Below are 24885 nucleotides of genomic sequence, written 5' to 3'. Positions count from 1 at the left end.
GCGCGGAGGCGAGCAGCTCGCGCATGGCAGCGTTCGAGGGCCTGTGGTGATGAAGCCATTCGAACAGATCGACCATGGTCTCGTCCAGCGGTCGCCGCTGCGACGGGGCTGGGTCCGCTTCCAGTGGTGCAGGAGGGCAAAAAAAACCGGACGTCGGTCGGCGGGGAGCCTTCCTTCGTCCGGCGAGGCGGAGACAACCGATGAAGTCGCTCTCTATCGCTTCGGCGGGCCCGCGCGGGTGCGGGCCCTTACGAAGAAATCCTACGCCGGTCGCGGCCACTTGAACATCGCCGGAACCGGGAGAATTCTGACAAAAGCGGGACGCAACGCAGGCAAAGATCGCGGTTCGCGGGAAAGCGGAACTTTGCTGCGGTGCAAGTCGGCCCTGCTGCGCGGCGGGCCGTCCGTGCGGCAAGCCGATCAGGTGTTCTGCACCACGATCGACGGGAACTTGAGGCTCATGTCGCGCGCCTTGTCGGCGATCCGGACCGCGATGCGCCGGGCGATCTGGCGATAGATCGCCGCGACCTCGCCGTCGGGGTCGGCCACCACGGTCGGGCGCCCGGAATCGGCCTGCTCGCGGATCCGGATGTCCAGCGGCAGCCCGCCCAGGTACTCGACGTCGTACTCCTTTGCCATCCGCTCGCCGCCGCCCTGACCGAAGATGTGCTCGGCGTGTCCGCAGTTCGAGCAGACGTGGATCGCCATGTTCTCGACGATGCCCAGGATCGGGATCCCGACCTTCTCGAACATCTTCAGCCCCTTGCGCGCGTCGAGCAGCGCAATGTCCTGCGGCGTGGTCACGATGACCGCGCCGGTGACCGGGATCTTCTGCGCGAGTGTCAGGTGGATGTCGCCGGTGCCCGGCGGCATGTCGATGATCAGGTAATCCAGGTCACGCCAGTTCGTGTCGCGCAGCAACTGCTCGAGCGCCTGGGTGACCATCGGGCCTCGCCACACCATCGGCGTGTCGGGATCGATCATGAAACCGATCGAGCTGGCCTGGATGCCGTGGCCCACCATCGGCTCCAGGCTCTTGCCGTCGCGCGACTCGGGCCGGCCGGTGATACCCAGCATCGTCGGCTGCGACGGGCCGTAGATGTCGGCGTCGAGCATGCCCACGCTGGCGCCCTCGGCCGCCAGCGCCAGGGCCAGGTTGACCGCGGTCGTGCTCTTGCCCACGCCCCCCTTGCCCGAGGCGATCGCGATGATGTTCTTCACGCTGGGCAGCGTCTTCACGCCGCGCTGCACCGCGTGCGCCGCGATCTTCTGGTAGACGTTGGCACTGACGTTGGCCGCACCGGGCAGCGCACGCAGCTTCGCGATGACTTCGCGGCGGATCGGGTCGATCTGGCTCTTCGCCGGATAGCCGAGCTCCACGTCGACGCTGATGTCCGTGCCGTCCACGCGGACGTTCCGCGCGGACTTGCCGGCCACCAGGTCCTTGCCGGTGTTGGGATCGACGATCTGGGACAGCGCCGCGCGGACGTCGGCATCGGTGAGCGACATGGACTGGAACTCCTCTGGAATCGCGCGGAGTTTAGCCCCTTCGGCGCAAGGCTGCCGGCAGGCCCGCCGATTCACATGAACCGCTCATGGGCTTTGACGACCGAGCAGCGCGGCCGGCAACTCGATCCGGTCGAGCAGGTTCTTGACCAGCAGGCCCAGCTCGGTGTCGCCCTCGATCGCAAGCCGGCGATGGAAGAAGAGCGTGTCGGGATCTTCCTGTCGCGTGAGCATCTGAAGGAAGGCCGATACGGTCGCCGACAAGGTGAGCGCGGCCTCGCCGCGCGCCGGCGCCGCCCGGAAGCGACCGCCGCGCAGCACCACATCGGCCGACGCGCCGGCGTCGATCACGCGGATCCGCACCGGCAGCCCCTCGAGCGCGTCGATCTCGTCGAGTGCGAGCAGCCCCTTGCGCAAGGCCTGGTTCAGTGCGATGGACAACGCCAGACCGTGCGGCCACTGCGGCAGCCGCCGCCCCAGCGACGCGAAGGGCGAAGGCAGCGAGAAGGCGGGAATCTCGATCATGCCGCCCTCCTGGCCAGCTCGATGCCGGCCCGGCCATGCCAGTAGCCATTGCAGAAGCCCTCCGGGCTCCAGGCCGGGTCCGCCGTCACGGTCTCGCCACGGCGAGCGGCGTCGAAGGCCGCCACGACGGCAGGCGTATGCCGCGACTGCGGGCTGATGCGCACGGCGTCGAGCCGCTCAGCCGCGATTGCCGGCATCTCGTCGAGAAGCATGAAGCGCTGCGCGGACTGCGTCTGGATGCCGTTGATCGCGAGGAACTCCTGCCCCTCGCGGGTGGACAGCGTGATGCCGTCCGGGTGGTCGAGGCAGCGGTACTCGCAGCTGTCCTTCCTGAGGCCGTAGTGGCGCGCGGTGAAGCAGCGCGCGGACAGCGCCAGCGGCATCCGGCCGAAGGCGAACAGTTCAGTCTGCATCCCTTCGGGGCGGCTCGCGTGCAATGCGGCGATCACCTTGCCGGACATCTCGAGCGGTGGCACCCAGCGCACGGCGCCGAGGCCGGCGTAGCAGCGCAGCGCATCCTCGTTGTAGACGTTCAGGTGCGGGCCGGCCACGAAGGGCACGCGCCGGGCGACCAGCGCGACCGCGCCGAGGTCGTTGGCCTCGACCGGGAAGTCGCCGTGCTCGATCAGGTTGTGCAGCCGGCGCAGGTCGGCCTCGCCCTCGAGCAGGGCCTGGCTCGACAGCACGACTTCCTTGCCAGCTTCGCGCAGGTCGCGCGCCAGGCCGATCCAGTCGTCGAGCCGCATCTGGTGCCGACGCGAGCAGACGACCTCGCCCAGGTAGACGATCTCGACCGGCGAGTCGGCGATCGACGCGTAGAAGTCGAGCACCTCCTGGCGGGACCAGTAGTACAGCAGCGGCCCCAGCGAAAGCCTGACGGCGGGCCGCGCGCCCGGGGCGGCCGGCGCCGGCGGGTTCATCGTTTCCTGCATCGCGCTCACCTCCAGGGCCGGCTGTAGGCGCCGAGGGTCACCTGCTGGCCCTCGGACAGTTTCGAGAGTTCCGCCTGCCACTGCGGCTTCGCCTGGTAGCGCGCATCGGCGGCCGCGGCGTCGATCGCCGCGCGCAGCGTGCGGGTGACCTGGGCCACGTAGGCCGGGCTGCGCTGGCGGCCCTCGACCTTGATCGCCGCCACGCCAATGCGCAGCAGCTCGTCGAGCACCGACAGCACGTTCAGGCTGGTCGGTTCCTCGAGCGCGTAGTCGATACGGCCCTGCACTTCGAAGCGGCCCTTGCACAGCGTCGGGTAGCCGGCCTTCTCGTCGGCCCCGTAGCGGTCGATCAGGATGCCGTTCAGGCGCGCCGACATGCCGTCGGGGCCGTCCTCCCAGCGCACGTAGGGCGCGGGCGAGCACACGCCGTGGGTGTTCGGCGACTCGCCGGTGGCGTGCGAGGACAGCCAGCATCGACCCTCGTTCATCACGCACAGACTGCCGAAGCCGAAGACCTCGATCTCGACCTCGGTGTGCCGGATCAGCTGCTCCACCTGCGCCAGGGTCAGGACACGGGGCAGGACTGCCCGCTGGATGCCGAACTCCCGCCGGCAGAACTCGATCGCCTCGTGATTGGTGGCCGAGCCCTGCACCGACAGGTGCAGCCGCAGACCGGGATGCCGCTCGCGGGCGTAGGCGAGCAGCCCGATGTCGGCCACGATCAGCCCATCCACGCCCAGCTCGGCGGCGGCGTCGACCGCCGCGTGCCATTCCGGAATCCGACCGGCCTGCGCGTAGGTGTTGATCGCGACCAGGACCTCGGCGTCGCGGGCGCGAGCGTAGCGCAGACCCTCGGTGAGCGTGGGCCGGTCGAAGTTCAGCCCCTTGAAGTTTCGGGCGTTGGTCGAATCGCGAAACCCGCAGTACACCGCGTCCGCGCCATTGTCGACCGCAGCCTTCAGGGCGGTCAGGCTGCCCGCCGGGCAGACGAGGTCCGGCTTGCGCAGGGTGGTCATTCGCTTGCCTCCTCCAGCACGATTGGAAAAGGGCAGGCTAGCCCCGGCGGATGGCGGCCCCGGCCTGATCGATGCAGTCCGGCGAACCGAAAACTTGATCTGGATGAAACCTGCGTCGCGGGCGCCGGGCCTTCGGTCCCGTTTGCTAAGATTTCGCGGATGAACCCGCGCAACCTGTTCGTCACCACCGCCCTGCCGTACGCCAACGGCGCTTTCCACATCGGCCACATCATGGAGTACATCCAGGCCGACATCTGGGTGAGGTTCCAGCGGATGCGCGGCGCCACGGTGCGTTTCGTCTGCGCCGACGACGCCCACGGCGCGCCGATCATGATCGCCGCCGAGAAAGCCGGAAAGACCCCCCAGGAATTCGTGGCCGGCATCGCCGCCGGGCGCCGCCAGTATCTCGACGGCTTCCACATCGCCTTCGACCACTGGCACAGCACCGACTCGCCCGAGAACACCGAGCTGTCCCAGTCCATCTACCGCGGCCTGCGCGACCAGGGCCTGATCGACGTGCGCTCGGTCGAGCAGTTCTTCGACCCGGTCAAGGGCATGTTCCTGCCCGACCGCTACATCAAGGGCGAGTGCCCGAAGTGCGGCGCGAAGGAGCAGTACGGCGATTCCTGCGAGGCCTGCGGCGCCGTCTACACGCCCACCGACCTGAAGAACCCGTTCTCGGCGCTGACCGGCGCCACGCCCGAGCTGCGCTCGTCCGACCACTACTTCTTCCGGCTGTCCGATCCCCGCTGCGTGGCCTTCCTTCAGCAGTGGACCCGCTCGAACGACCGGCATGGCCAGCCGCGACTGCAGCCCGAGGTCCTCGCCAAGGCCCAGGAGTGGCTGGGCGAAGGCGCCGCGCCCGACGAGCCCCGCGGCGCGACGGTCGGCGGCGGCAAGCTCGCCGACTGGGACATCTCGCGCGATGCACCCTACTTCGGCATCGAGATCCCCGATGCGCCCGGCAAGTACTTCTACGTCTGGCTCGACGCGCCGATCGGCTACCTGGCGTCGCTGAAGGCTTGGTGCGCGAAGACCGGCGCCGACTTCGACGCGCTGATGGCCGATCCCTCGCTCGAGCAGGTCCACTTCATCGGCAAGGACATCATCTACTTCCACGTGCTCTTCTGGCCGGCCATGCTGCACTTCGCCGGCCGCAAGGCGCCGGACCGGGTCAACGTGCATGGCTTCATCACCGTGAGCGGCGAGAAGATGAGCAAGAGCCGCGGCACCGGCATCTCGCCGCTGCGTTATCTCGAGCTCGGCATGAATCCCGAGTGGCTGCGCTACTACCTCGCGGCCAAGCTGAACAGCCGGGTCGAAGACGTCGACTTCAATCCCGACGACTTCGTCGCGCGGGTCAATGCCGACCTGGTCGGCAAGCTGATCAACATCGCGAGCCGTTGCGCCGGCTTCGTCACCAAGCGCTTCGACGGCCGGCTCGGGCCGGTCGACGCCGACGCGCATGCGGCCTTTTCCGCCGGCTGGGCCGGCGCCGACGCGGTCGCAGCGCTGTACGACGGTCGCGACTACGGCAAGGCGATCCGCGAGGTCATGGCCTACGCCGACCGGGTCAACGAGTACGTCGACGCGCGCAAGCCCTGGGAGCTGGCCAAGGATCCGGCCCGCGCCGCCGAGCTGCACACGGTGTGCGCCACCGCGCTGCGCGCCTTCGCCGACCTGGCGCTGCTGCTCGCGCCCATCCTGCCGGCCACGGCACGGCGGGTCGCAACCATGCTGCGCCTGCCCGCCGCCGACTGGTCGGCGATCGGCAAGCCCCTGCCCGAAGGCCACGCCATCGAGCCCTACCAGCACCTGATGACCCGGGTCGATCCGAAGCAGCTCGATGCGCTGTTCGACCTGCCCGAGGCCGCGCCGGCGGGCAACGACAAGGCCAAGGGCGGGAAGGCCGCAGCCGACAAGGCCGCGGCAGCGAACGACTCCGCCGGCGCGAAGAAGGCCGCCGCAGCGAGCGTGCCGGAGGGCACGATCTCGATCGACGACTTCGGCAAGGTCGACATGCGGATCGCGAAGATCGTCGCCTGCGAAGCCGTCGAGGGCTCCGACAAGCTGCTTCGCCTCACGCTCGACGTCGGCGAGGAGCGCACCCGAAACGTCTTCTCGGGCATCCGATCGGCCTATGCGCCCGAGCAACTGGTCGGCCGCTACACGGTCGTGGTCGCCAACCTGGCGCCACGCAGGATGAAATTCGGCCTGTCCGAGGGCATGGTGTTGTCGGCAGGCTGGGACGATCCGGCGAAAGGCCCGGGGCTGTTCCTGCTGGATGTCCACGAAGGCGCGCAACCGGGCATGAAAGTGAAGTGAGCCTCCCTGCCCTCCGGTTCCGGCCCAGGATCGTCGACAGCCTTCGCGGCTACACGCGCGACGACCTGCGTGCCGATGTGTCGGCGGGCATCACGGTGGGCGTGGTCGCCCTGCCGCTGGCCATGGCCTTCGGCATCGCAAGCGGCGTCAAGCCCGAGCAGGGAATCTTCACCGCGATCATCGCGGGCTTCCTGATCTCGCTCCTGGGCGGTTCGAGGGTGCAGATCGGCGGGCCGGCCGGCGCCTTCGTCGTGGTGCTGTACGCGATCGTCGAGCGCTATGGCGTGGCGAACCTGCTGATCTCGACCTTCATGGCCGGCATCCTGCTGTTCGCGATGGGCGCGCTGCGGCTGGGCAACCTGATCCGCTTCATTCCGGTGTCGATCGTGATCGGCTTCACGAACGGCATCGCGGTCATCATCGCCCTGCAGCAGGTCAAGGACTTCCTGGGGCTGGACATCGCCAAGATGCCGGCCAACTCCTTCTCGCAGGTCGGCGCGATCTGGAGGGCGCTCGACACGGTCAACTGGACCGCGCTCGCGCTGGGCGCGGCATCGCTGCTGATCGTCGTGCTCTGGCCCAAGTCCTACAAGCCCAGCGAACGGGGCTGGAAACGCTGGATGGCCCGGGTGCCCGGAACGATCGTGGTCCTGGCGCTCGGAACCGTGGCCGTGGCGCTCGGCGGCCTTCAGGTCGAAACGATCGGCTCGCGTTTCGGCGGCATTCCACAGGGGCTGCCGAGCTTCCAGCTGCCGGCATTCGACTGGCCCTCCGCCCAGAACCTGGTCATGCCCACGCTGTCGATCGCGCTGCTGGGCGCCATCGAATCGCTGCTCTGCGCGCGGGTCGCCGACAGCATCACCGGCGACCGCCACGATCCCAACCAGGAGCTGATGGCGCAGGGCGTGGCGAACTTCGTGGCGCCCTTCTTCGGCGGCATCGCAGCCACCGGCACGGTGGCGCGCACGGTGACCAACATCCGCTCCGGCGGCCGCACGCCGATCGCCGGCATCGTCCACGCCGGCACCCTGCTGCTGATCGTGCTGGCGCTGGCGCCTCTGGCGGCCAGCATTCCGCTGGGCTCGCTGGCGGCGATCCTGCTGTTCGTGGCCTGGAACATGGGCGACTGGAAGGAGTTCGCCCGGTTGCGCCAGTTCTCGAACAACTACCGCACGGTGCTGCTGGCCACCTTCCTGCTGACCGTGATCTTCGACGTCACGGTGGCGGTCGAGATCGGCCTCGTGCTGGCCAGCCTGATGTTCATTTTCCGGATCTCGTCGCTGACCCGTGTGGAGGAGATCGCGCTGCCGGCCGACTACGCGCACACGCCCGACGGCCGCAGCATCGTCGCCTACCGGGTGTTCGGCTCGCTGTTCTTCGGCTCGGTGACCAAGCTCGAGCAACTGCTCGACCCGGCCCGCCCGCACGAGGTGGTGGTGCTCGAGATGGACAAGGTGATCAACCTGGACACCACCGGGCTGGACGCGCTCGAGAGCCTGCACCGGATGCTCGTGCGGCGCGGCGGGCGGCTGGTGATCGCCGAGCCGAACCCGCAGCCGCTGTCGCTGCTGCGGCGCTCGGGCTTCCTGGAAGAGCTCGGCCCCGATGCGGTGTTCGAGGCGCTCGACGAGGCCCTGGCCGCGCTCAGCGCGCGATGACTTCCGCGCTCAGCGCGTGTTGACCGTCTGAGGATCCGGCGAGCGGTCCACCTTCACCACCCGGTCGTCGGGCCCGAGCTCGACGTGGAACATCTCGGTCACGCCGTGCCCGGCCTGCACCCGCCAGGTCATGACCGGCCCCTGTGCGCCGGCCATCCGGCCGGTCTCGCCGGGCCGACCCAGCAGCAGCCGCACCTCGTCGCGGGTCATTCCGGGCTTGACCTTCGCCAGGTTGGCCTCGGCCAGCGCATCGCTCATGCCCTGGTAGCGGCCATTGGCGTCGATGCGCACCATCCAGGTCTGGGCACCCTGCGGCCCGCGCGGATACTCGTAGAGCTTGCCGCCGTCTGTCTGCTCGCGGATCGTGTCGGGCGCGCCCATCAGGCGCCGGACGTCGTCGACGGTGGATTCACCGGGTTTCAGCTCCTTGGAAGCGATCCAGTCGCAGGCGCCCAGCGCGCCCATCATCGTGCACAGCCAGCCGATCATCAGCCACTTCCTCATCGTTCTCTGCTCCGTCGTCGATGCCTGCGCGCAGCCCGGCGGCCGGGGCCGGTTGGCCGGTTGGCCGGTTGGCCGGCTGGCCGAAGTATCGCCCGAAGCGGCTGCGGCGGGCGATCGGCTGCGATCGACTAAAATGGCGAGCTACGACAATCCGCAGAGCCGGAGGCCAGGCTGCCATGTACGAATCCGACACCACCCGCTTCCTGCGCGAGCTGAAGGAACGCAATCCTGCGCTCGAGGAATCGCAGCGCAAGGGACGCGCGCTGCTGTGGGACCGCCCGCAGGATCCGGAGGTCGCCCGCCAGGCGCGCGAGGCCCGGGTGCCGCAGAAGCCCTACGTCTACCAGCCGGAAACCTGAGCCTCCCGGCCCCGTGATCGAATCCCCCGCCACCGACGACGGCCCCGAGCAGCTCGAGCTCAAGGTCGTCGCCCGGCTTTACGGCGAGCCGATGGTCAAGCTGCCGCAGGATCTGTACATCCCGCCCGACGCGCTCGAGATCTTCCTCGAGGCCTTCGAAGGGCCGCTGGACGTCCTGCTCTACCTGATCCGCAAGCAGAACTTCAACATCCTCGACATCCCGATGGCCGAGGTCACGCGCCAGTACCTCGCCTACGTCGAGGAGCTGCGCAGCCACAACCTCGAGCTCGCGGCCGAATACCTGCTGATGGCCGCGATGCTGATCGACATCAAGTCGCGGATGCTGCTGCCGGTGCGCAAGGCCGACAGCGGCGAAGAGGTCGATGATCCGCGCGCCGAACTGGCGCGCCGCCTGATCGAGTACGAGCGCATCAAGCTCGCCGCGCAGGAACTGGACCGGATCCCGCAACTCGGCCGCGACTTCCTGCCTGCCCAGGTCTGGATCGACCACACGGTCGAGGCGCGCCTGCCCGAGGTCACCGTGCCGGACCTGAAGAGCGCCTGGGCCGACATCCTGCGCCGGGCGCGGCTGGTCCAGCATCACCGGATCAGTCGCGAGGAGCTGTCGGTGCGCGAGTACATGACCGTGGTGCTGCGCAAGCTGCAGGACCGGCGGTTCGCCGAGTTCGAGGAGCTCTTCGACCTGGAGCGGGGCCAGGCCGTCGTGGTCGTCACCTTCATCGCGCTGCTGGAGCTGGCGCGCGAATCGCTGATCGAGATCACGCAGGCCGAGGCCTTTGCCCCGATCTACGTCCGGCTCGCCTACCTGCCGAGCTGACGCGCGGCAGATGGCCCTCCGAATCGACGAGCCGGCGTCGCTGAAGGCGCTGAACAGCTTCGGCGTAGCCGCCCGGGCGGCCCGTCTGATCACCCTCGACGACCCCGCCGACCTCGACGCGGCGCTGGCGCTGATCGCAAGGGCGCCGCGCGCGCTGGTCCTGGGCGGAGGCAGCAACCTGCTCCTGGCCGCCGACTTCGAGGGCACCGTGCTGCGGATCGCGCTGCGCGGCCGAAGGATCGTGTTCGACGAAGGCCACGCCGCGATCGTCGAGGCCGCCGCCGGCGAGAACTGGCACGACTTCGTCTGCTGGAGCCTCGACCAGGGGCTCAGCGGCCTGGAGAACCTGTCCCTGATTCCCGGCACCGTGGGCGCGAGCCCGATCCAGAACATCGGCGCCTACGGCGTGGAGATGCGCGAACGCTTCGACTCGCTCGAGGCGGTGGACCGACGCAGCGGCGAGCGCCGGCGCCTGCTCGCCGGCGACTGCCGATTCGGCTACCGCGACAGCATCTTCAAGCACCCGGAAGGGGCGCACTGGATCGTTCTCTCGGTTCGCTTCCGGCTCTCGCGCCGCTTCGAACCCCGGTTGGACTACGGCGAGTTGCGAGCCGAGCTGGCCGGGGCCCGGGACGCCGGCGCGGTGGCCGCGGCGGTGATCGCGATTCGCCGGCGCAAGCTGCCCGACCCGGTCGTGCTGGGCAACGCCGGCAGCTTCTTCCGGAACCCGGTCGTCGATGCAGCGCAGGCCGACGCGTTGGCGCGGCGCCACCCCGACATGCCGCGCTACCCGGCGGACGACGATCGGTCGCCGGGCGTCAAGCTGTCGGCCGGCTGGCTGATCGATCGCTGCGGCTGGAAGGGATTCCGCGAAGGCGACGCCGGCGTCCACGACCGGCACGCGCTGGTGCTGGTCAATCACGGCGCCGCCACCGGCGCGCAGCTGCTGGCGCTGGCCGAGCGCATCCGCGATTCGGTGCGCGAGCGTTTCGGCGTCGAGCTCGAGCCCGAGCCGACGATCGTCCGGTGAGCCTGCCCTCAGGCCGCCTCGCGGCGGAAATACCAGCGCGTCTCGTCGGAAGCCTCCGCGTCGAAACGATAGCCGTCGCGGTCGAAGGCCTTCAGGCCCTCGGGATCGTCGACCCGCTCGTCGATCGCGAAGCGCGTCATCGCGCCGCGCGCCCGCTTGGCCGAGAAGCTGACGATCTTCCAGGCGCCGCCCCGCCGCTCCTGGAACACGGGCTGCACCACTGGATGCCGCAGCGCCTTCCGGGCCACCGCCTTGAAGTACTCGTCCGAGGCCAGGTTCACCAGCACCGGTTGCGCATGCCGATCGAGCTCGCGGGACAGCACCTGCGCCAGCCGCTCGCCCCAGAAGGCATACAGGTCGCGCCCTCGCGGATTCGTCACGCGCGTGCCCATCTCGAGCCGGTAGGGCAGCATCAGGTCGAACGGCCGCAACAGGCCGTACAGGCCCGACAGGATCCGCACGTGCTTCTGCGTCCAGTCGAGCGCCTTGCGGTCCAGCGACTTCGCGTCCAGCCCGTCGTAGACGTCGCCGGCGAAAGCCAGCACCGCCTGCTTCGCCCTGCCCGGCTCGAGCGGCAGCTCCCACTGCGCGAAGCGCGCCACGTTCAGCGCGGCCAGCGTGTCGCTGACCGACATCAGCTCGGCCAGCGCCGGCGGATCGAACTCGCGCATCCGCTCGACGAGCACGCGCGAGTCGTCGAGGAAGGCCGGCAGGGTGCGCCGGCTCGTGGTGGCAGGGGTGTCGTAGTCGAGGGTCTTGGCAGGGGACAGAACGATCAGCATCGGGCGTCGAGGGTGTCGTCGGGCGGCCGGATGATGTCATGAAAGCGGTGCTCGACACGAATGCCTGGCTGGACTGGCTGGTCTTCGACGACCCGTCGGCCCGCGAGCTCGGCCGTGCAGCCGAGGCGGGCGCGATCGCGCTGCTGGCCACCGAATCCACCCGCGCCGAGTGGCTGGCGGTGATCGCCCGCCCCCGATTCGGGCTGGACCAGGCGGCGCGGACCGCGATCGCGAGCCGCTTCGACCGGCACGCCACCCTGGTCGGCCCGGGCCAGGCCGGCCCGTTGCCACCGCAAGTGCCGCTGTGCCGCGACCCGGACGACCGCAAGTTCGTCGAGCTCGCGCTCGCGGCGGGCGCAGGCTTCCTGGTCACCCGCGACAAGGCGCTGCTGAAACTGGCCCGCCGGGCCCGGCGCTGGCACGGGCTCGCGATCGTTCGGCCCGAGGACCCCTCCTGGCAGGATGCGCTCGCCCGGGCGCCGGGCGGGGCGTCGCCGCGAGGGCTCGACGCCGACCACCTATAATCCCGCGTCTCCCGAGCAGGACCATCATGAACGCACCGCAGACCTTCACGCCCCCGTCGATCGAAACCAGGATGCCCAAGGTGGGCACGACGATCTTCACCGTGATGTCGGCGCTGGCCACCGAGCGCGGCGCCGTCAACCTCGGTCAGGGTTTCCCCGATTTCGACTGCGACCCGCTGCTGGTCGACGCGGTGGCCGACGCGATGCGCAAGGGCCTCAACCAGTACCCGCCGATGGCCGGCATCCCCGCGCTGCGCCAGGTAGTCGCCGACAAGATCGCGGCGATCTATGGCGCCCGCTACGACTGGAACGACGAGATCACGATCACGGCCGGCGCCACCCAGGCCATCTTCACCGCGCTGCTGGCCATCGTGCGGCCGGGCGACGAGGTGATCGTGCTCGAGCCGGTCTACGACAGCTACATCCCCAACATCGAGCTGATCGGCGGCAAGGTGGTGGCGGTGCCGATGAGCACCGAGTACCGGGTGCCCTGGGACAGGGTGCGCGCGGCGGTCACGCCGCGCACCCGCGCGATCATGGTCAATTCGCCGCACAACCCGAGCGGCATGATCCTGCGCGACGCCGACATGCGCGAGCTGGAATCCATCGCGGTCGACGCGAACCTGTTCGTGATCTCCGACGAGGTCTACGAGCACATGGTCTACGACGGCGAGCCGCACCAGTCGGCTTGCCGCTATCCGGCGCTGGCCTCGCGCAGCTTCGTGATCTCGTCCTTCGGCAAGACCTTCCACGTGACCGGCTGGAAGGTCGCCTACTGCGCGGCCCCGGCCCCGCTGACCGCCGAGTTCCGAAAAGTCCACCAGTTCAACGTGTTCACCGTCAGCACGCCGGTGCAGCACGGCCTGGCCGAGTACATGCGCGAGCCTTCGCGCTACCTTCAGCTGCCGGCCTTCTACCAGCGCAAGCGCGACCTGTTCCGCGAGGGCCTGGCGAACACCCGCTTCCGCCTGCTGCCGTCCGAGGGCACCTTCTTCCAGCTGGTCGACTACAGCGCGATCTCCGACATGCCCGAGGCCGACTTCGCCAAGTGGCTGACCACCGAGATCGGCGTGGCGGCGATCCCGCTGTCGGCCTTCTACGAGCAACCGGTCGAGAACGGCGTGGTGCGCTTCTGCTTCGCCAAGAAGGAAGAGACGCTGAAGCTCGCGCTCGAAAGGCTCTCGGCGCTCTGACGACCCGGATTGCGGTCGGCCTCCGCCCCCGAGGCCGACCGCAAGCTTGCCCCGGCGACCCGCGCGCAGATCGCGGGCGCCCGATTGCTCACGCAACCCCACGAAGACCCACGAGGAGAACCCGAATGTCCCGTTTCGATCGCCGCCGTTTCCTGGAGACCGCCGCGGCCGGCTCCGCACTCGCCGCCCTGCCCTCGATCGCGCTGTCGCAACAATACGCGGTCGACACGCTGCGCATCGTCACCGGCTTCACCCCCGGCGGCACCTCCGACACGCTGTGCCGGCGCGTCGCCGAGGCCCTGAACGGCAGCCATGCACGTTCGGCCGTGGTCGAGAACAAGGCCGGCGCGGGCGGTCAGATCGCGATCGACCTGATGCGCAGCGCGCCTGCCGACGGCTCGACCATCGTGCAGACGCCCGCGTCGATGCTGATGATCTATCCGCACATCTACAGCAAGCTGCCCTACGACCCGTTCACCGACGTCACCCCGATCAGCCTGGCCTGCACCTTCGAGTTCGGCTTCGCGGTCGGCCCGATGGTGCCCGACTCGGTCAGGTCGATGCAGGACTTCTTCGCCTGGTGCAAGGCGAATCCTGCCAAGGCGAACTTCGGCTCGCCGGCTTCGGGCTCGGTGCCGCATTTCCTCGGCGTGCTGGTCGGTCGCGCTGGCGGCATCGACCTGCGTCATGTGGCCTTCCGCGGCACGCAGCCGGCGATCCTCGACATGATCGGCGGCCAGATCGCGGCGGTCTCGGGCCCGGTCGGCGAGTTCACGCAGCACGTCGCGGCCGGCAAGTGCCGCCTGCTCGCCACGTCCGCGCCCAATCGCTCGCGCTTCGCGCCCGAGGTGCCGACCTATGCCGAGCAGGGTCTCACCGACCTGCAGTTCCGGGAGTGGTTCGGCTTCTTCGCGCCCGGCAAGACACCGAAGAACATCGTCGATCGCACGAACACGGCGCTGCGCGCGGCGCTGGCCACCAAGCCGGTCATCGATGGCCTGGCCGTGATGGGGCTCGAGGCCGCTTCCTCGACGCCCGAGGAGCTCGGTGCGATGCTGCGCGCCGACCACGACCGATGGGGCCCCATCGTCAAGTCGATCGGCTTTCGCGCCGACTCCTAATCGTCGATCGCCGCGTAGGCCAGCGCCCGGAACAGTTGCCGGAGATAGTCCCGGCGACCGGGCGCCTGCGCGAGAAGGATCGCGGCCATGCCTTCCTTCGGGTCCACCCAGAAGGTCGTGGCCGCGATGCCGCCCCAGAAATACTGGCCGACCGAACCAGGCGCCGTCGCCAGCCCCGCCTGCTTGCGCACCGCGAAGCCGAGCCCGAAGCCGTGGCCGGCCGGGAGCAGCGGCGAGTCGGCCGCGATGCCGCCAAGGTGGTCAGCGGTCATCAGCTCGACCGTCTTGCGGCTCACCAGGCGGCGATCGCCGGACCGTCCGCCGTCGAGCATCATCTGCAGGAAGCGCAGGTAGTCGGCCGCGGTGGACATCAGTCCGCCGCCGCCCATCTCGAGCGCGGGCCGGCTCCGCGGGTCGAGCAGGCGAACCGCTTCGCCGGTGTCCGGGTCCACCGGGTACGGCTCGGCGATCCGGTGATGCTGGCCGGGCGCGACGTGGAAGGCAGTGTCCACCATCCCCAGCGGGCCCAGGATCCGCTCGCGCAGGAATTCGCCGAGCGGGACGCCCGAGACGACCTCGATCACTCGCCCCAGCACGTCGGTGGAGCGGCCATACCCCCAGCGCTCGCCCGGTGCGTGCAGCAGCGGCAGGCCTGCCAGCACGGCGCAGAGCTGCGCATTCGTGCGGCGCGGGTCGCTCAGCTTCGCCTGCTGATAGGCCCGGTGCACCGCATCGTCGCCCAGGAACTCGTAGGTCATCCCCGAGGTGTGGCGCAGCAGATCCTGCAGCGTGATCGGCCGCGGCAGCGGCTCGCGCCGCAGGCCGTCGGGCGCCGCCGCGTCGGGGCGGCCCACCATCTGCGCGGCGAACTCGGGCAGGTGGCGCTCGAGCGGGTCGTCGAGCATCAGCCTGCCCTCCTCCACCAGCATCATCGCCGCCAGCGACACGAGCGGCTTGGTCATCGAGTAGATGCGGAAGATCGCGTCGCGCGTCATCGGCGTGTCGGCGTCGGGCCCGAGCCGCCCGAAGGCCTCGAACCAGCCGACGCGACCATGACGGGCGATCAGCGCGACCGCGCCAGGCAGGCGCCCGCGCGCGATCTCGGCGCGCAGCGCGTCGCCCGCGCGGGCCAGCGCGCGCGACGACAGGCCGAGCGCCTCGGGCGACTCGGCCGGCAGCAGTTCGGGCGCCAGCAGGGCGGGCGCAGGATTGACGTGTTGCGTGGCGGTCATGGCGGAATCCTGTTGAAGTCGGGCTCTGCGGCGCTCACGCGCCGCGCCTGCGCAGCGTCAGCACCAGCAGCGTGAGCAGGCCGGCCACCAGCCCCCAGAAGGCCGAGCCGATCCCGGCCAGCGTGAGGCCCGAGGCGGTGACCAGGAAGGTGACGAGGGCCGGCTCGCGCTGGCGCTCGTCGGCGACCGCCGCGGCCAGCCCGTTGCCGATCGTCCCGAGCAGCGCCAGGCCGGCGATGGCCATGATCAGTTCCCTGGGGAAAGCGGCGAACACCGCGGTCACGGTGGCGCCGAACAGCCCGATCAGCAGGTAGAAGCAGCCGGCTGCGACCGAGGCCACGTAGCGGCGCGAGCGATCCTCGTGGGCTTCCGGCCCCATGCAGATCGCGGCGGTGATCGCCGCCAGGTTCAGCGCGTAGCCGCCGAAGGGCGCCAGCAGCAACGTGGCCACGCCAGTCCAGCCGATCACCGGCGAGATCGGCACCGTGTAGCCCGACGCGCGGATCACCGCCACGCCCGGCATGTTCTGCGAGGCCATCGTGACGACATAGAGCGGCAGCGCGATGCCGACGATCGCCGCCAGCGACAGCGAAGGCGTGGTCCAGACCGGCGCCGCCATTTCCAGGCGCAGCGCGCCGGTGCGCAGGTCGCCGCCCAGCGCCGCGATCGCCACGCCGACCGCCAGCGCGAGCACCACCGCGTAGCGCGGCCAGAGCCTGCGGCCCAGCAGCCAGGCCGCGAACATCGCGAACACCAGCCCGAAACGGGTCTGCATCGACGCGAAGGCCTCGATCCCGAAGCGAAGCAGGACGCCGGCCAGCATCGCCGAGGCCAGGGCGATCGGGATCCGGTTCATCGCCCGCTCGAACCAGCCCGAGAATCCGCTCACTGCGATCAGTACCGCCGACACGATGAAGGCGCCGATCGCCTGATCCAGCGGCACACCGGCCGCGCCGGTGATCAGCATCGCGGCGCCCGGCGTGGACCAGGCCGTGACCACCGGCACCCGCCAGCGCAGCGACGGCACGATGCAGGTCAGCCCCATCCCGAGGCCCAGCGCCCACATCCACGAGGCGATCTGCGCCTCGTTGGCGCCCAGCGCGCGCGCCGCCTCGAACACGATCACCGCCGAGCTGGTGAAGCCGACCAGCACGGTGACGAAGCCGGCCACGATCGCCGGCATCGACAGGTCGCGCCAGAAGCTTCTCGGGTGATTCACGGATGCGAAGGGGCTCACGGGCGGGATTCGGGGTCGACGCGGGGCGCCATGCAAAAAGGATCGCGGGCCCGAGGCCCGCGATTCGATTGCGATGGTAACCGAGGTCGCCTCGCCCGCCACGGCGGCGCGCCGAGCCCCGCTCAGCCGCGCGCCGGCGCCGCCCGCTTCGCGCTCGCCATCCGCACGTTGATTGCGAGCGCCTGCCTCAGGCCCTCCGCGTTGGCGACCCCCTTGCCGACGATGTCGAAGGCCGTCCCGCTCGCGCAGGTCGTGAACGGCACCGGCAGGCCGCCGAGCACGGTCACGCCGGACTCGAAGCCCATCAGCTTCATCGCGATCTGGCCCTGGTCGTGGTACATCGATACCACCGCGTCGTAGTCGCCGCGGCGCGCGCCCACGAAGATCGTGTCGGCCGGCATCGGGCCGCGGGCGTCGATGCCCTCGCTCCGCACCGACTCGACCGCGGGTCCGATGATGTCGATTTCCTCTCGCCCCATGGTGCCGCCGTCGCCGGCGTGCGGGTTGAGCGCCGCAATGCCGATACGGGGCCTCCCCAGGCCAGCGTCGCGCAGGCTGCGGTCGATGATCCGCACGGCGTCGCGAACGCCGTCGGCGGTGATCGACGCGGCGACGTCCTTCAGGGGCATGTGCGAGGTCACCCGCGAGGTCCAGAGGCTGCCCGTGACGTTGAACTCGCAGACGAAGCCCTCCACGCCGAGCAGCGCCTGCAGCAGCCGCATCTCGTCCTCGTGCTCGAGTCCCGCCAGTCGCATCGCGCCCTTGTTCAGCGGCGCGAACAGCACGCCGTCGATCTGCCCGGCGCGCACCGCGTCGGCCGCGGCGCGCAGGCAGGCGAGCACGTAATCGCCGCAGGCGCGGCTCATCGCGCCGGGCTGCCAGCCCTCGCCAGGCATCTCGATCGGCGCGAGAACCGGGATCTCGGGCAGCGTAACGCCCGTCACGGCGCCGCCCTGCGCCAGCACCCGGGGATCGCCCAGCAGGACGAGGTCGGCCGATGCGGTCGACGCCGGATCGGCGAGCAGCTTCGCGAGCAACTCGGGGCCGATGCCGGCCGGATCGCCGGTGAGCACGCCTATCCTGGCGCGCCAGGCAGCGTTCATTTCTCCACCTTCACGCCCGCGTCGCGGATCAGCTTGCCGAAGCGCTCGAACTCGGCGCGATTGAAGGCCGCGAAGCCTTCGACGTCGAGCGTGCCGGGCTCGCCGCCCAGCGAGCGCAGCCTGGCGGCCACCTCGGGCAGGGCCATGGCACGCTCGAACTCGGCGCGCAGCTTCGCGAGCACGGCCGGCGGCGTGCCACCGGTGGCGAACATTCCGTACCAGGTCGTCATCTCGACGCCGGGCAGGCCGGCCTCGGCCAGCGTCGGCACGTCGGGCAGCTCGGGCGAGCGCTGCGGCGACATCACTGCCAGCGCCCTCAGCTTGCCCGACTTGATGTGCGGCATGGACGACGAGGTGGTGTCGAACATCATCTGCACCTGCCCGCCGATCAGGTCCACGTGCGCCTGGCTGCTGCCCTTGTAGGGCACGTGCGTGGCGCGCGTGCCCGCGGCGAGATCGAAGGCCTCTCCGGCCAGGTGCTGCGTGCTGCCGACCCCGGAGGACGCGTAGCGGAAGCCGCCTGGCGACGCCTTCATCAGCGCGACCAGGTTGCGGACGTCGCTTGCAGGAACCGCCGGGTTGACCAGCAGCACGTTGGGCACCACGACGATCAGGCCGATCGGCTCCAGGCTGGCCAGGGGGTCATAGGCGAGCTTGAGCAGGTGCGGCGCGATCGCCTGGCCGGTGTTCGTGGCGACCAGCAGCGTGTGGCCGTCGGCGGGCGCCTTGGCCGTGAGGTCGGCGGCGATCGTGTTGGACGCGCCGGGCCGGTTCTCGACCACGAAGCTCTGCCGGGTCGACTCGGAGAGCTTCTCGGCGAAGAGCCGGGCGATCACGTCGGTGCCGCCGCCGGCCGAGGCGCCGACCATGATCCTGACGGGCCGGGCGGGCCAATCCTGCGCCGACGCGACGGGAACGGCCACCGCGCCCAAGGCGCACAGGGTGACCAGGGCGGCGGCCGCAGTCGATGTGCGGACCAGTTGCCGGCGAAGCGGATTCAGGCTCATCGAGGTCTCCTGTCGGTCATCGGATTCGGCATCGCCCGGCAGGTCGCGGGCGGGCGGCACGAATCGGATCCTAGGACAGGCTTTGTATAACCTCCACTGATATGTTCTGATAGACCTATCACTCAAGGGAATGCCCAGGTGAGCCTCCCCCAGTTGCCCCCCGAGTGGAAGCTGCGCCGTCAGCTCCGGATGAGCCACCTCCTGCTGCTGCAAGCGCTCGAGGAGCACGGCAGCCTTCGGCGGGCCGCCGAGGCCCTGTCCGTCACCCAGCCGGCCACCACCAAGCTGCTCGCCCAACTCGAGGCCCTGCTCGGGCTGGAACTGTTCGAGCGCGGCGCGCGCGGGCTGCGCCCGACCGAATACGGCCGGATCATGATCCGCCACGCCCAGGCCGCGCTGGGCGAGATCTCGGCCGCTCGCGAGTCGCTCGCCCTCTCGGCCCTCGGCGTGCAAGGGAAGGTCGCGATCGGCGCGGTGGTCGGATCGATTCCCCGCCTGACCGCGCCCGCGGTCGCCGATCTGCTGCGCCGCCACCCGCGCGTCGCGATCTCGGTGCTCGCCGAAACGAGCGCCACCCTCGTGCCCATGCTGGCCCGGGGCGAGCTCGACTTCGTGGTCGGGCAGATCCCCTCGGGAAGCGACACCGACCTGCTCGCCTTCGAGCCACTGGGCCCCGAGCCGATCGATGTCGTCGTCCGCCCCGATCACCCGCTCGGCGCAGCGCGGCGACTCACCCTTCGGCGCCTGGCCGAGCTCGCCTGGATCCTGCCGCCGCCGGCCAGCCCGCTGCGCATCAGGATCGACGCCGCCTTTCGTTCGGCCGGGCTGGACGTGCCGGTCCGCGTCGTGGAATCGGCCTCGACGCTGCTGGCCGTGACCGTTGCCCGTGAGACCGACATGCTCGCCGCGCTGTCGCGCGACGTGGCACGCCATTACGCGGGCGCGGGCTTCGTTCGCTTGCTCCCCTTCCGTCTGGGCGACGACGCCGGCACGCTGGGGCTGGTGACCCGGCGCCGGTCGCGCCCCACGCCAGCCGCCGCGCTGCTGGCCGAGTCGCTGCGCACCCGCGCCGGGCAGCTCGGCCACGCTGCCCCGGGCGCACCCGTGCCGGCTGGCCGAGACCGGCCCGCCTAGCCGAGGCCGAGGCACCCAGGCGAAACCGGTCCACCCGCGCAAGGCCGATCCGCCCGGGGGGTCGAACCCGCCGGGGCGACCGGTTCAATCCTGCTGGACTTCCTCGAGACCGTGCGCAAGCCAGACCGCGAGAATCGCCAGCGCGGCGAACAGCAGCAGCAGCGGCACTTCCCCCGTCCGGTGCGCGAGCAGGCCGAACGCGCCAGCACCGAGCGTCAGCAGGCCTGTGATGGTGTTCGACAACGCCGTGTAGGCCCCGCGCCGCGCCGGGTCGGCCATGTCGACGACATGGGTGGTGCGACCCAGGCGGATGCCCTGCTCGGCGATCGACAGCGCGAACACCAGCACCGGCAGCGCGAACGGCGACGCCACGCTCAGCCCGACCGGCTCGCCCAGCCCCGAGCCGACCGCCGCCGCGGCCAGCAGCGCGGCGGCGCCGATCAGCCCCGCGATGATGATGACCCGCCGGCTCGACACGTCGGACAGGCGGCCCCACACGTAGCTGCTGGAGATCGCCGCGAGGGCGGAGGCGATCACGAAGGCGCCCAGCCCCACCGCCTGCATCCCGGCGCGGCGCCCCTCCATGGCCACCAGGAAGGGCGGCGCCAAAGTCGTGGCGAGCAGCAGGCCGCGGACCGCGACGAATCGCGCGAGTTGCGGATCGCGGCGCAGCAGCCCGAACTGCGCGACGGCCACCGCGAGCGGGTTGCCGCCCCCCTCGGTCGCGCCCGGCGCTTCGGCCAGCGAAGCGAACAGCAGCCCCGCACCGATCCAGAGCAGGCCGGCCACGCCCAGCGCGATCGCGATCACGCCGACCGAGCGCTCGAGCAGCCCGGTGCCCAGCAGCATCCCGAAGCCCAGCAGCACGATCGCGGAGGCGGTGCCCGCCGTGCCGGTCACCGTGCCCCGCGTGGACTTCGACACCGTCTTGCCCAGCACGTCCTTGTGCGCGATCGAGCAGCCGCTTCGCGCCAGCGCCAGCATCAGCAGGAGGCCCAGGATCGTCCAGCCGGCCGCGGCGCCCTGGAGCAGCAAGGCGGCCAGGCCCACGCCGATCGCCGCCGCGCCCTGCACGATGCTTCCGATCGCCCAGACCCACTTGCGCACCGGCAGCGAGCGGATCGACGCGGCGATCACGAGCTGCGGCAGCAAGGCGCCCGCTTCGCGGATCGGCACCAGCAGGCCGGTCATGAAGGCGGGCGCGCCGGTCGCGCCGAGCAGCCAGGCGAGCACCAGCTTGGGGTCGGCCAGCCCGTCGGCGGTCTTGGTGGCCGCAAGGCTCAGCACATGGGTGAGGAAATTGCGCGGCTGCTCGCGACAGGCCGAATCCGGAATGTCCTTGCACACGCGCCCCTGGTCCTCGCCGGTGAGCACTTCGTAGACGCGCTGCCGGCTGGCGATCGGCGCCATGCGGGGGGCTTCGGCGGACAAGCGGGCCTCCGTCGGGCTGGGGATCGAGGGTCACGCCAGACTCAGCGCTGCACGAAGGCAAGCCTGGCCGCGAGCGCGGCGAACACGGTGCCGGCGGCCAGGTTCAAGGCCCGGCGCGCGGCCCGCGAGCGCCCGAACCAGCCGCCCAGCGAGCCGGCGAACCAGGCGATGGCGCCGAACACGAGCAGCGTGGCCAAGATGAAGACCGCGCCGAGCAGCACGATCTGCGCGGCCAGCGGCCCGCGCGCCGGATCGGCGAACTGCGGCAGGAAGGCCAGGAAGAAGATCGAGACCTTGGGATTGGTCAGGTTCATCAGCACGCCGCGCCGGTAGAGCGCCCAGCCGGCGAGCCGCGGCGCGCGGCCGTCGGCGGGCGCATCGACCGGAGCGCGGAAGGCCTGCCAGGCGAGCCAGAGCAGGTAGAGCGCGCCCGCCGCCTTCAGGGCCTGGAAGGCGATCTCCGAGGCCGCGAACACCGCCGCGAGCCCAGCCGCGACCGCCGCCGTGTGCACGAGCAGGCCGGTGCACAGGCCCAGCACCACGCGCAGGCCGGCCGCCCGCCCGTGCATGGCCGATTGCATCATCACGAAGAGGTTGTCCGGTCCCGGCGACAGGCCGAGCAGAACGGAGGCGGCGAAGAAGGCGGACAGGGTCTCGACGGGCATCGGGGCACGCAGGCGGGGACGAGCCCGGATTATCGCGCGAAGCGGGTGCGTGGCCGGTGCGGCCGTTCCAGCGGCGTTAAAGTGCGGACTTCGCGCGCGGCGCCGGCCGCCGGCGCGCCCAACACGACAGCGCCAAGGGAGAGACCCGGAAATGAACGCAGCCACCAGGCGGATCGGCATGATCGGCATCGGGATGATGGGCCACGGCATCGCCAGCAACATCGTGAAGCACGGCCATCCGTTGGCTTTCCTCGAGCATCCGGGCAACCAGCCGGTCGATGCGCTGGTCGCGGCGGGCGCGCGGCCCATGCCCGCGATCGCCGCGCTCGCCGCCGAGTCCGACGTGGTGATCCTGTGCGTGACCGGCTCGCCCGAGGTCGAGAGCGTCCTGTTCAAGGCCGGCGGCCTGCTCGCGTCGCTGCGGCCGGGCACCCTCATCGTGGACTGCTCGACCGCGATCCCCTCCTCCACGCTGAAGATCGCCGACGCGGTCGCGAAGGCCGGCGGCCGCTTCATCGACGCGCCGATGACCCGCACCCCGAAGGAAGCCGCGGAAGGCCGGCTGAACGTGCTGGTGGGCGGCGAGGCGGCGCTGTTCGCCGAGATCCGCCCGCTGTTGGCCTGCTTCGCCGAGAACATCGTGCACGCGGGGCCGGTCGGCGCAGGCCACCGGATGAAGCTGCTGCACAACTACGTGTCGCTGGGCTTCTCGGCGGTGCTGGCCGAGGCGGCTGCCTGCGCGCAGCGCGCGGACGTGGATCCGCACGTGTTCATGGAGGTCCTGGCCAAGGGCGGCGGCGGCGGCGTGGTGCTGGAGCGCCTGCGGCCCTACATCGAGTCGAAGGAGATCGCGGCCTTCCGCTTCTCCATTTCCAACGCCCTGAAGGACATCGGCTACTACACGACGATGGCCGGCGAGATGGGCGCGAGCATGGCCACCGCGCAAGGCATCCGCCAGACGCTGGAAGGCGCGGTCGCCGCCGGCCTGGGCGGCGCCGCGGTGCCCGAGCTGATCGACCTGCTGGCCAGCGACACGCGCCCGGCGGCCTGACCCGGCGGACCGGACGCCGACGACCGGCTCAGGGCGTCAGCGTGCGAACCGTGGCGATCTGCACCATCGGCCGGATCGCGGTGTAGTTCGCCACGTCGGCCATGATCTCCCGCGCATGCGGCGTGAAGGCCGCGGCGAAGGCCTCGACCGAGTCGAACATCATGTGCGCGACCGCCACAAAGGGGGCGGGCTCGCCCGGCATGCCGCCGGCGAGCCCCTCGTCGATGGCGGCGCCCTTGCAGGCGTCGCCCACCCGCCGCAGCACCATCGGCATGTGGCTGTTGCGGTAGTAGTCCATGTCGAAGCCCGCGCCTTCCGTGCGCGGATACAGCACCGATACCCTGATCATCGAAGGCACCTCCTCGGGCGGATGGCCGCTTGCCGCGGCTGATGGACAGTCGCCGCTGGCGCGGCTCAGGCGTTGAAGTTCAGTCGCAACCCCGGCACCGGCCAGTCGTCGATCGCGATCAGCTTGCCGACGCCGGACAGGGTCACGTAAACGGTGCGCATGTCCCTGCCGCCGAAGCACAGGTTGGTCGTATAGCGGTCGGGCAGCGGCACGTGGGTGGCCAGGCTGCCGTCGGGCGAGATCACCGTGATCCCGCCGTGCAGCAGCGTGGCCACGCAGACGTTGCCGAAGGCGTCGACCGCCATCGAATCGAAGCGCTGGTAGTGCCCGCCAGGCGCCGCCGCGACCAGGCGGCCGCCGTGCGGCGACGGCCAGGGGTCGCGCCGCACCTGGCCCGGCCCGGTGATGTCGAAGGCCCACAGCCGGGCCCCCTCGGTCTCGGCGTAGTAGACGGTCTTGCCGTCCGGCGACAACGCGATGCCGTTGGGCGTCATCGCGGGGCGCGCGACGGCCACCGCGCCGCTGCCCTCGGGGCGGGTGAAGAAGACCCCGCCGCGGTCCATCTCGCGCTCGCGGACCTTGCCGAGGTCGGTGAACCAGAGCCCGCCCTGCGCGTCGAAGACCAGATCGTTCGGACCGCGCAAGGGCACGCCGTCCACCGCGTCGAGCACCCGCTCGGCGCGGCCGGTGGCCAGGTTCACCCGCTCGATCCGGCCGCCGGAGTAATCGTCGGCCTGCGCGACCGGCCTGAAGCAGCCGTCGGCCTCGGTGTGGAAACGGAAGCCGCCGTTGTTGCAGACGTAGACCGCGCCGTCGGGACCGATCGCCGCGCCGTTGGGGCCTCCGCCCAGATCGGCCGCCACCGACACCTTGCCGCCCGCGCTCACGCGGGTGAGCGTGCCGCGCCCGATCTCCACCAGCAGCACCGAACCGTCGTCCATGGCCACCGGCCCTTCGGGAAACAGGAGGCCGGATGCGAGCTCGCGAATCTTCATCAGAAAAGTCTCCTCAAAACAGTTCGATCCCGAAACGGCGGACCAGCAGGCCGAAGGCGGCGAAGCAGCCGATCGTGAGCGCCACACAGGCCAGCAGTGTGGGCCAGAAGCCGATGCGTGGCAGCAGCAGCGGGAAGACGAGGAACATCGGCAGCGTGGGGATCACGTACCAGAACGTATACCAGGCGTGATTCGCGAGTTTCTCGTCGGGCTGGCGCTCGACGTGAAGCCAGACCAGGGCGAGCAGGGTGACCAGCGGCAGCGAAGCCACCAGCGCCCCGATCCGGTCGCTGCGTCGCGCCAGCTCGGACACCGCGACGACAACCGCGGCGGTCAGCAGGTACTTGGTCGCGAGCCAGCCCATGGTT

Annotated in this window: 25 protein-coding genes; 10 read left to right on the top strand and 15 right to left on the bottom strand. The window is 70.5% G+C overall.

The annotated features are described in order from the left end of the window. Nucleotides 1–420 precede the first annotated feature (420 nt). The 4 genes from apbC to ubiU form a co-directional block, all read right to left on the bottom strand. Nucleotides 421–1509: an iron-sulfur cluster carrier protein ApbC gene (apbC, locus tag FHP08_RS15780; RefSeq protein WP_147705455.1), complete on the bottom strand. Its 1089-nt coding sequence runs from the start codon at nt 1507–1509 to the stop codon at nt 421–423. Between the two features lie 84 nt (nt 1510–1593). After that, complete coding sequence (gene ubiT, locus FHP08_RS15775; protein ID WP_147705454.1) at nt 1594–2031, bottom strand: ubiquinone anaerobic biosynthesis accessory factor UbiT; 438 nt, start codon at nt 2029–2031, stop codon at nt 1594–1596. Beyond that, entirely contained in the window at nt 2028–2963 is a 936-nt protein-coding gene (locus FHP08_RS15770; protein WP_225879164.1) for a U32 family peptidase, read from the bottom strand. Before FHP08_RS15770 ends, ubiT begins: the two co-directional genes overlap by 4 nt. A gap of 5 nt (nt 2964–2968) precedes the next feature. After that, nucleotides 2969–3979, bottom strand: a complete 1011-nt coding sequence (gene ubiU / locus FHP08_RS15765) for a ubiquinone anaerobic biosynthesis protein UbiU (protein ID WP_147705453.1) — start codon at nt 3977–3979, stop codon at nt 2969–2971. Between the two features lie 150 nt (nt 3980–4129). On the opposite strand from ubiU, the gene metG reads away from it, so the two are divergent. Further along, nucleotides 4130–6304 carry a methionine--tRNA ligase gene (gene metG / locus FHP08_RS15760; protein ID WP_147705612.1) on the top strand — a complete coding sequence of 725 codons (2175 nt, stop codon included), beginning with the start codon at nt 4130–4132 and terminating at the stop codon, nt 6302–6304. Then, on the top strand, nt 6301–7962 hold the full coding sequence (locus FHP08_RS15755) for a SulP family inorganic anion transporter (RefSeq protein ID WP_147705452.1): 1662 nt from the start codon (nt 6301–6303) through the stop codon (nt 7960–7962). The genes metG and FHP08_RS15755 overlap by 4 nt, the downstream gene beginning before the upstream one ends. Nucleotides 7963–7971: 9 nt before the next feature. Here the strand turns inward: FHP08_RS15755 and bamE are convergent, their stop codons facing one another. After that, entirely contained in the window at nt 7972–8466 is a 495-nt protein-coding gene (gene bamE, locus FHP08_RS15750; RefSeq protein WP_147705451.1) for an outer membrane protein assembly factor BamE domain-containing protein, read from the bottom strand. A 176-nt stretch (nt 8467–8642) separates the two neighbouring features. Here bamE and FHP08_RS15745 point away from each other — a divergent pair, with 176 nt between their 5' ends. From FHP08_RS15745 to murB, 3 genes are read left to right on the top strand one after another with little or no spacing between them, the layout of a single operon-like run. After that, entirely contained in the window at nt 8643–8825 is a 183-nt protein-coding gene (locus FHP08_RS15745) for a DUF3460 family protein (RefSeq protein WP_147705450.1), read from the top strand. A 13-nt stretch (nt 8826–8838) separates the two neighbouring features. Then, entirely contained in the window at nt 8839–9663 is an 825-nt protein-coding gene (locus FHP08_RS15740; RefSeq protein ID WP_225879163.1) for a segregation and condensation protein A, read from the top strand. Nucleotides 9664–9673: 10 nt separating this feature from the next. Continuing rightward, the gene (gene murB, locus FHP08_RS15735) at nt 9674–10693 is read left to right on the top strand and encodes a UDP-N-acetylmuramate dehydrogenase (protein ID WP_147705449.1); all 1020 of its coding nucleotides are present in this window, start codon (nt 9674–9676) and stop codon (nt 10691–10693) included. Between the two features lie 8 nt (nt 10694–10701). Here the strand turns inward: murB and yaaA are convergent, their stop codons facing one another. Next, nucleotides 10702–11475 carry a peroxide stress protein YaaA gene (yaaA, locus tag FHP08_RS15730; RefSeq protein WP_147705448.1) on the bottom strand — a complete coding sequence of 258 codons (774 nt, stop codon included), beginning with the start codon at nt 11473–11475 and terminating at the stop codon, nt 10702–10704. Between the two features lie 38 nt (nt 11476–11513). On the opposite strand from yaaA, the gene FHP08_RS15725 reads away from it, so the two are divergent. From FHP08_RS15725 to FHP08_RS15715, 3 genes are all read left to right on the top strand, one after another. Then, on the top strand, nt 11514–11999 hold the full coding sequence (locus FHP08_RS15725; RefSeq protein ID WP_147705447.1) for a putative toxin-antitoxin system toxin component, PIN family: 486 nt from the start codon (nt 11514–11516) through the stop codon (nt 11997–11999). A gap of 26 nt (nt 12000–12025) precedes the next feature. Next, nucleotides 12026–13192, top strand: coding sequence for a pyridoxal phosphate-dependent aminotransferase (locus tag FHP08_RS15720; protein WP_147705446.1), 1167 nt, complete (start codon nt 12026–12028; stop codon nt 13190–13192). Nucleotides 13193–13317: 125 nt separating this feature from the next. Then, nucleotides 13318–14313 carry a Bug family tripartite tricarboxylate transporter substrate binding protein gene (locus tag FHP08_RS15715; RefSeq protein ID WP_147705445.1) on the top strand — a complete coding sequence of 332 codons (996 nt, stop codon included), beginning with the start codon at nt 13318–13320 and terminating at the stop codon, nt 14311–14313. On the opposite strand, the gene FHP08_RS15710 is transcribed toward FHP08_RS15715, so the two are convergent. The 4 genes from FHP08_RS15710 to FHP08_RS15695 form a co-directional block, all read right to left on the bottom strand. Further along, the gene (locus tag FHP08_RS15710; RefSeq protein WP_147705444.1) at nt 14310–15545 is read right to left on the bottom strand and encodes a serine hydrolase domain-containing protein; all 1236 of its coding nucleotides are present in this window, start codon (nt 15543–15545) and stop codon (nt 14310–14312) included. The genes FHP08_RS15715 and FHP08_RS15710 overlap by 4 nt on opposite strands. 34 nt (nt 15546–15579) lie before the next feature. Next, nucleotides 15580–16728: a benzoate/H(+) symporter BenE family transporter gene (locus FHP08_RS15705; RefSeq protein WP_147705610.1), complete on the bottom strand. Its 1149-nt coding sequence runs from the start codon at nt 16726–16728 to the stop codon at nt 15580–15582. A 176-nt stretch (nt 16729–16904) separates the two neighbouring features. Then, nucleotides 16905–17885, bottom strand: a complete 981-nt coding sequence (locus FHP08_RS15700) for a 4-hydroxythreonine-4-phosphate dehydrogenase PdxA (protein WP_147705443.1) — start codon at nt 17883–17885, stop codon at nt 16905–16907. Continuing rightward, complete coding sequence (locus FHP08_RS15695) at nt 17882–18892, bottom strand: Bug family tripartite tricarboxylate transporter substrate binding protein (RefSeq protein WP_147705442.1); 1011 nt, start codon at nt 18890–18892, stop codon at nt 17882–17884. Before FHP08_RS15695 ends, FHP08_RS15700 begins: the two co-directional genes overlap by 4 nt. Nucleotides 18893–19030: 138 nt before the next feature. Between FHP08_RS15695 and FHP08_RS15690 the strand changes: the two genes are divergently transcribed. Next, nucleotides 19031–20026 (top strand): LysR family transcriptional regulator, encoded by a 996-nt coding sequence (locus FHP08_RS15690; RefSeq protein WP_147705441.1) that lies wholly within the window; start codon nt 19031–19033, stop codon nt 20024–20026. Nucleotides 20027–20110: 84 nt separating this feature from the next. On the opposite strand, the gene FHP08_RS15685 is transcribed toward FHP08_RS15690, so the two are convergent. Continuing rightward, nucleotides 20111–21457: a hypothetical protein gene (locus tag FHP08_RS15685; protein WP_222707913.1), complete on the bottom strand. Its 1347-nt coding sequence runs from the start codon at nt 21455–21457 to the stop codon at nt 20111–20113. A gap of 41 nt (nt 21458–21498) precedes the next feature. Further along, a complete protein-coding gene (locus tag FHP08_RS15680; RefSeq protein WP_147705440.1) occupies nt 21499–22122 on the bottom strand; it encodes a LysE family translocator in 624 nt (207 codons plus the stop codon). A 151-nt stretch (nt 22123–22273) separates the two neighbouring features. Between FHP08_RS15680 and FHP08_RS15675 the strand changes: the two genes are divergently transcribed. Beyond that, a complete protein-coding gene (locus tag FHP08_RS15675) occupies nt 22274–23173 on the top strand; it encodes an NAD(P)-dependent oxidoreductase (protein ID WP_222707912.1) in 900 nt (299 codons plus the stop codon). Between the two features lie 28 nt (nt 23174–23201). On the opposite strand, the gene FHP08_RS15670 is transcribed toward FHP08_RS15675, so the two are convergent. From FHP08_RS15670 to FHP08_RS15660, 3 genes are all read right to left on the bottom strand, one after another. Further along, nucleotides 23202–23522: an EthD family reductase gene (locus FHP08_RS15670; RefSeq protein ID WP_147705439.1), complete on the bottom strand. Its 321-nt coding sequence runs from the start codon at nt 23520–23522 to the stop codon at nt 23202–23204. A 65-nt stretch (nt 23523–23587) separates the two neighbouring features. Further along, a complete protein-coding gene (locus FHP08_RS15665; RefSeq protein WP_147705438.1) occupies nt 23588–24517 on the bottom strand; it encodes an SMP-30/gluconolactonase/LRE family protein in 930 nt (309 codons plus the stop codon). A 13-nt stretch (nt 24518–24530) separates the two neighbouring features. Beyond that, a complete protein-coding gene (locus FHP08_RS15660; protein WP_147705437.1) occupies nt 24531–24881 on the bottom strand; it encodes a DUF3147 family protein in 351 nt (116 codons plus the stop codon). Nucleotides 24882–24885: the final 4 nt, after the last annotated feature.

The organism is Zeimonas arvi, assembly GCF_008039575.1.
Classification (GTDB): Bacteria; Pseudomonadota; Gammaproteobacteria; order Burkholderiales; family Burkholderiaceae_E; genus Zeimonas; species Zeimonas arvi.
Note: the sequence above shows the minus strand (reverse complement) of the source record. Positions and strands in the feature narration are given on the sequence as shown.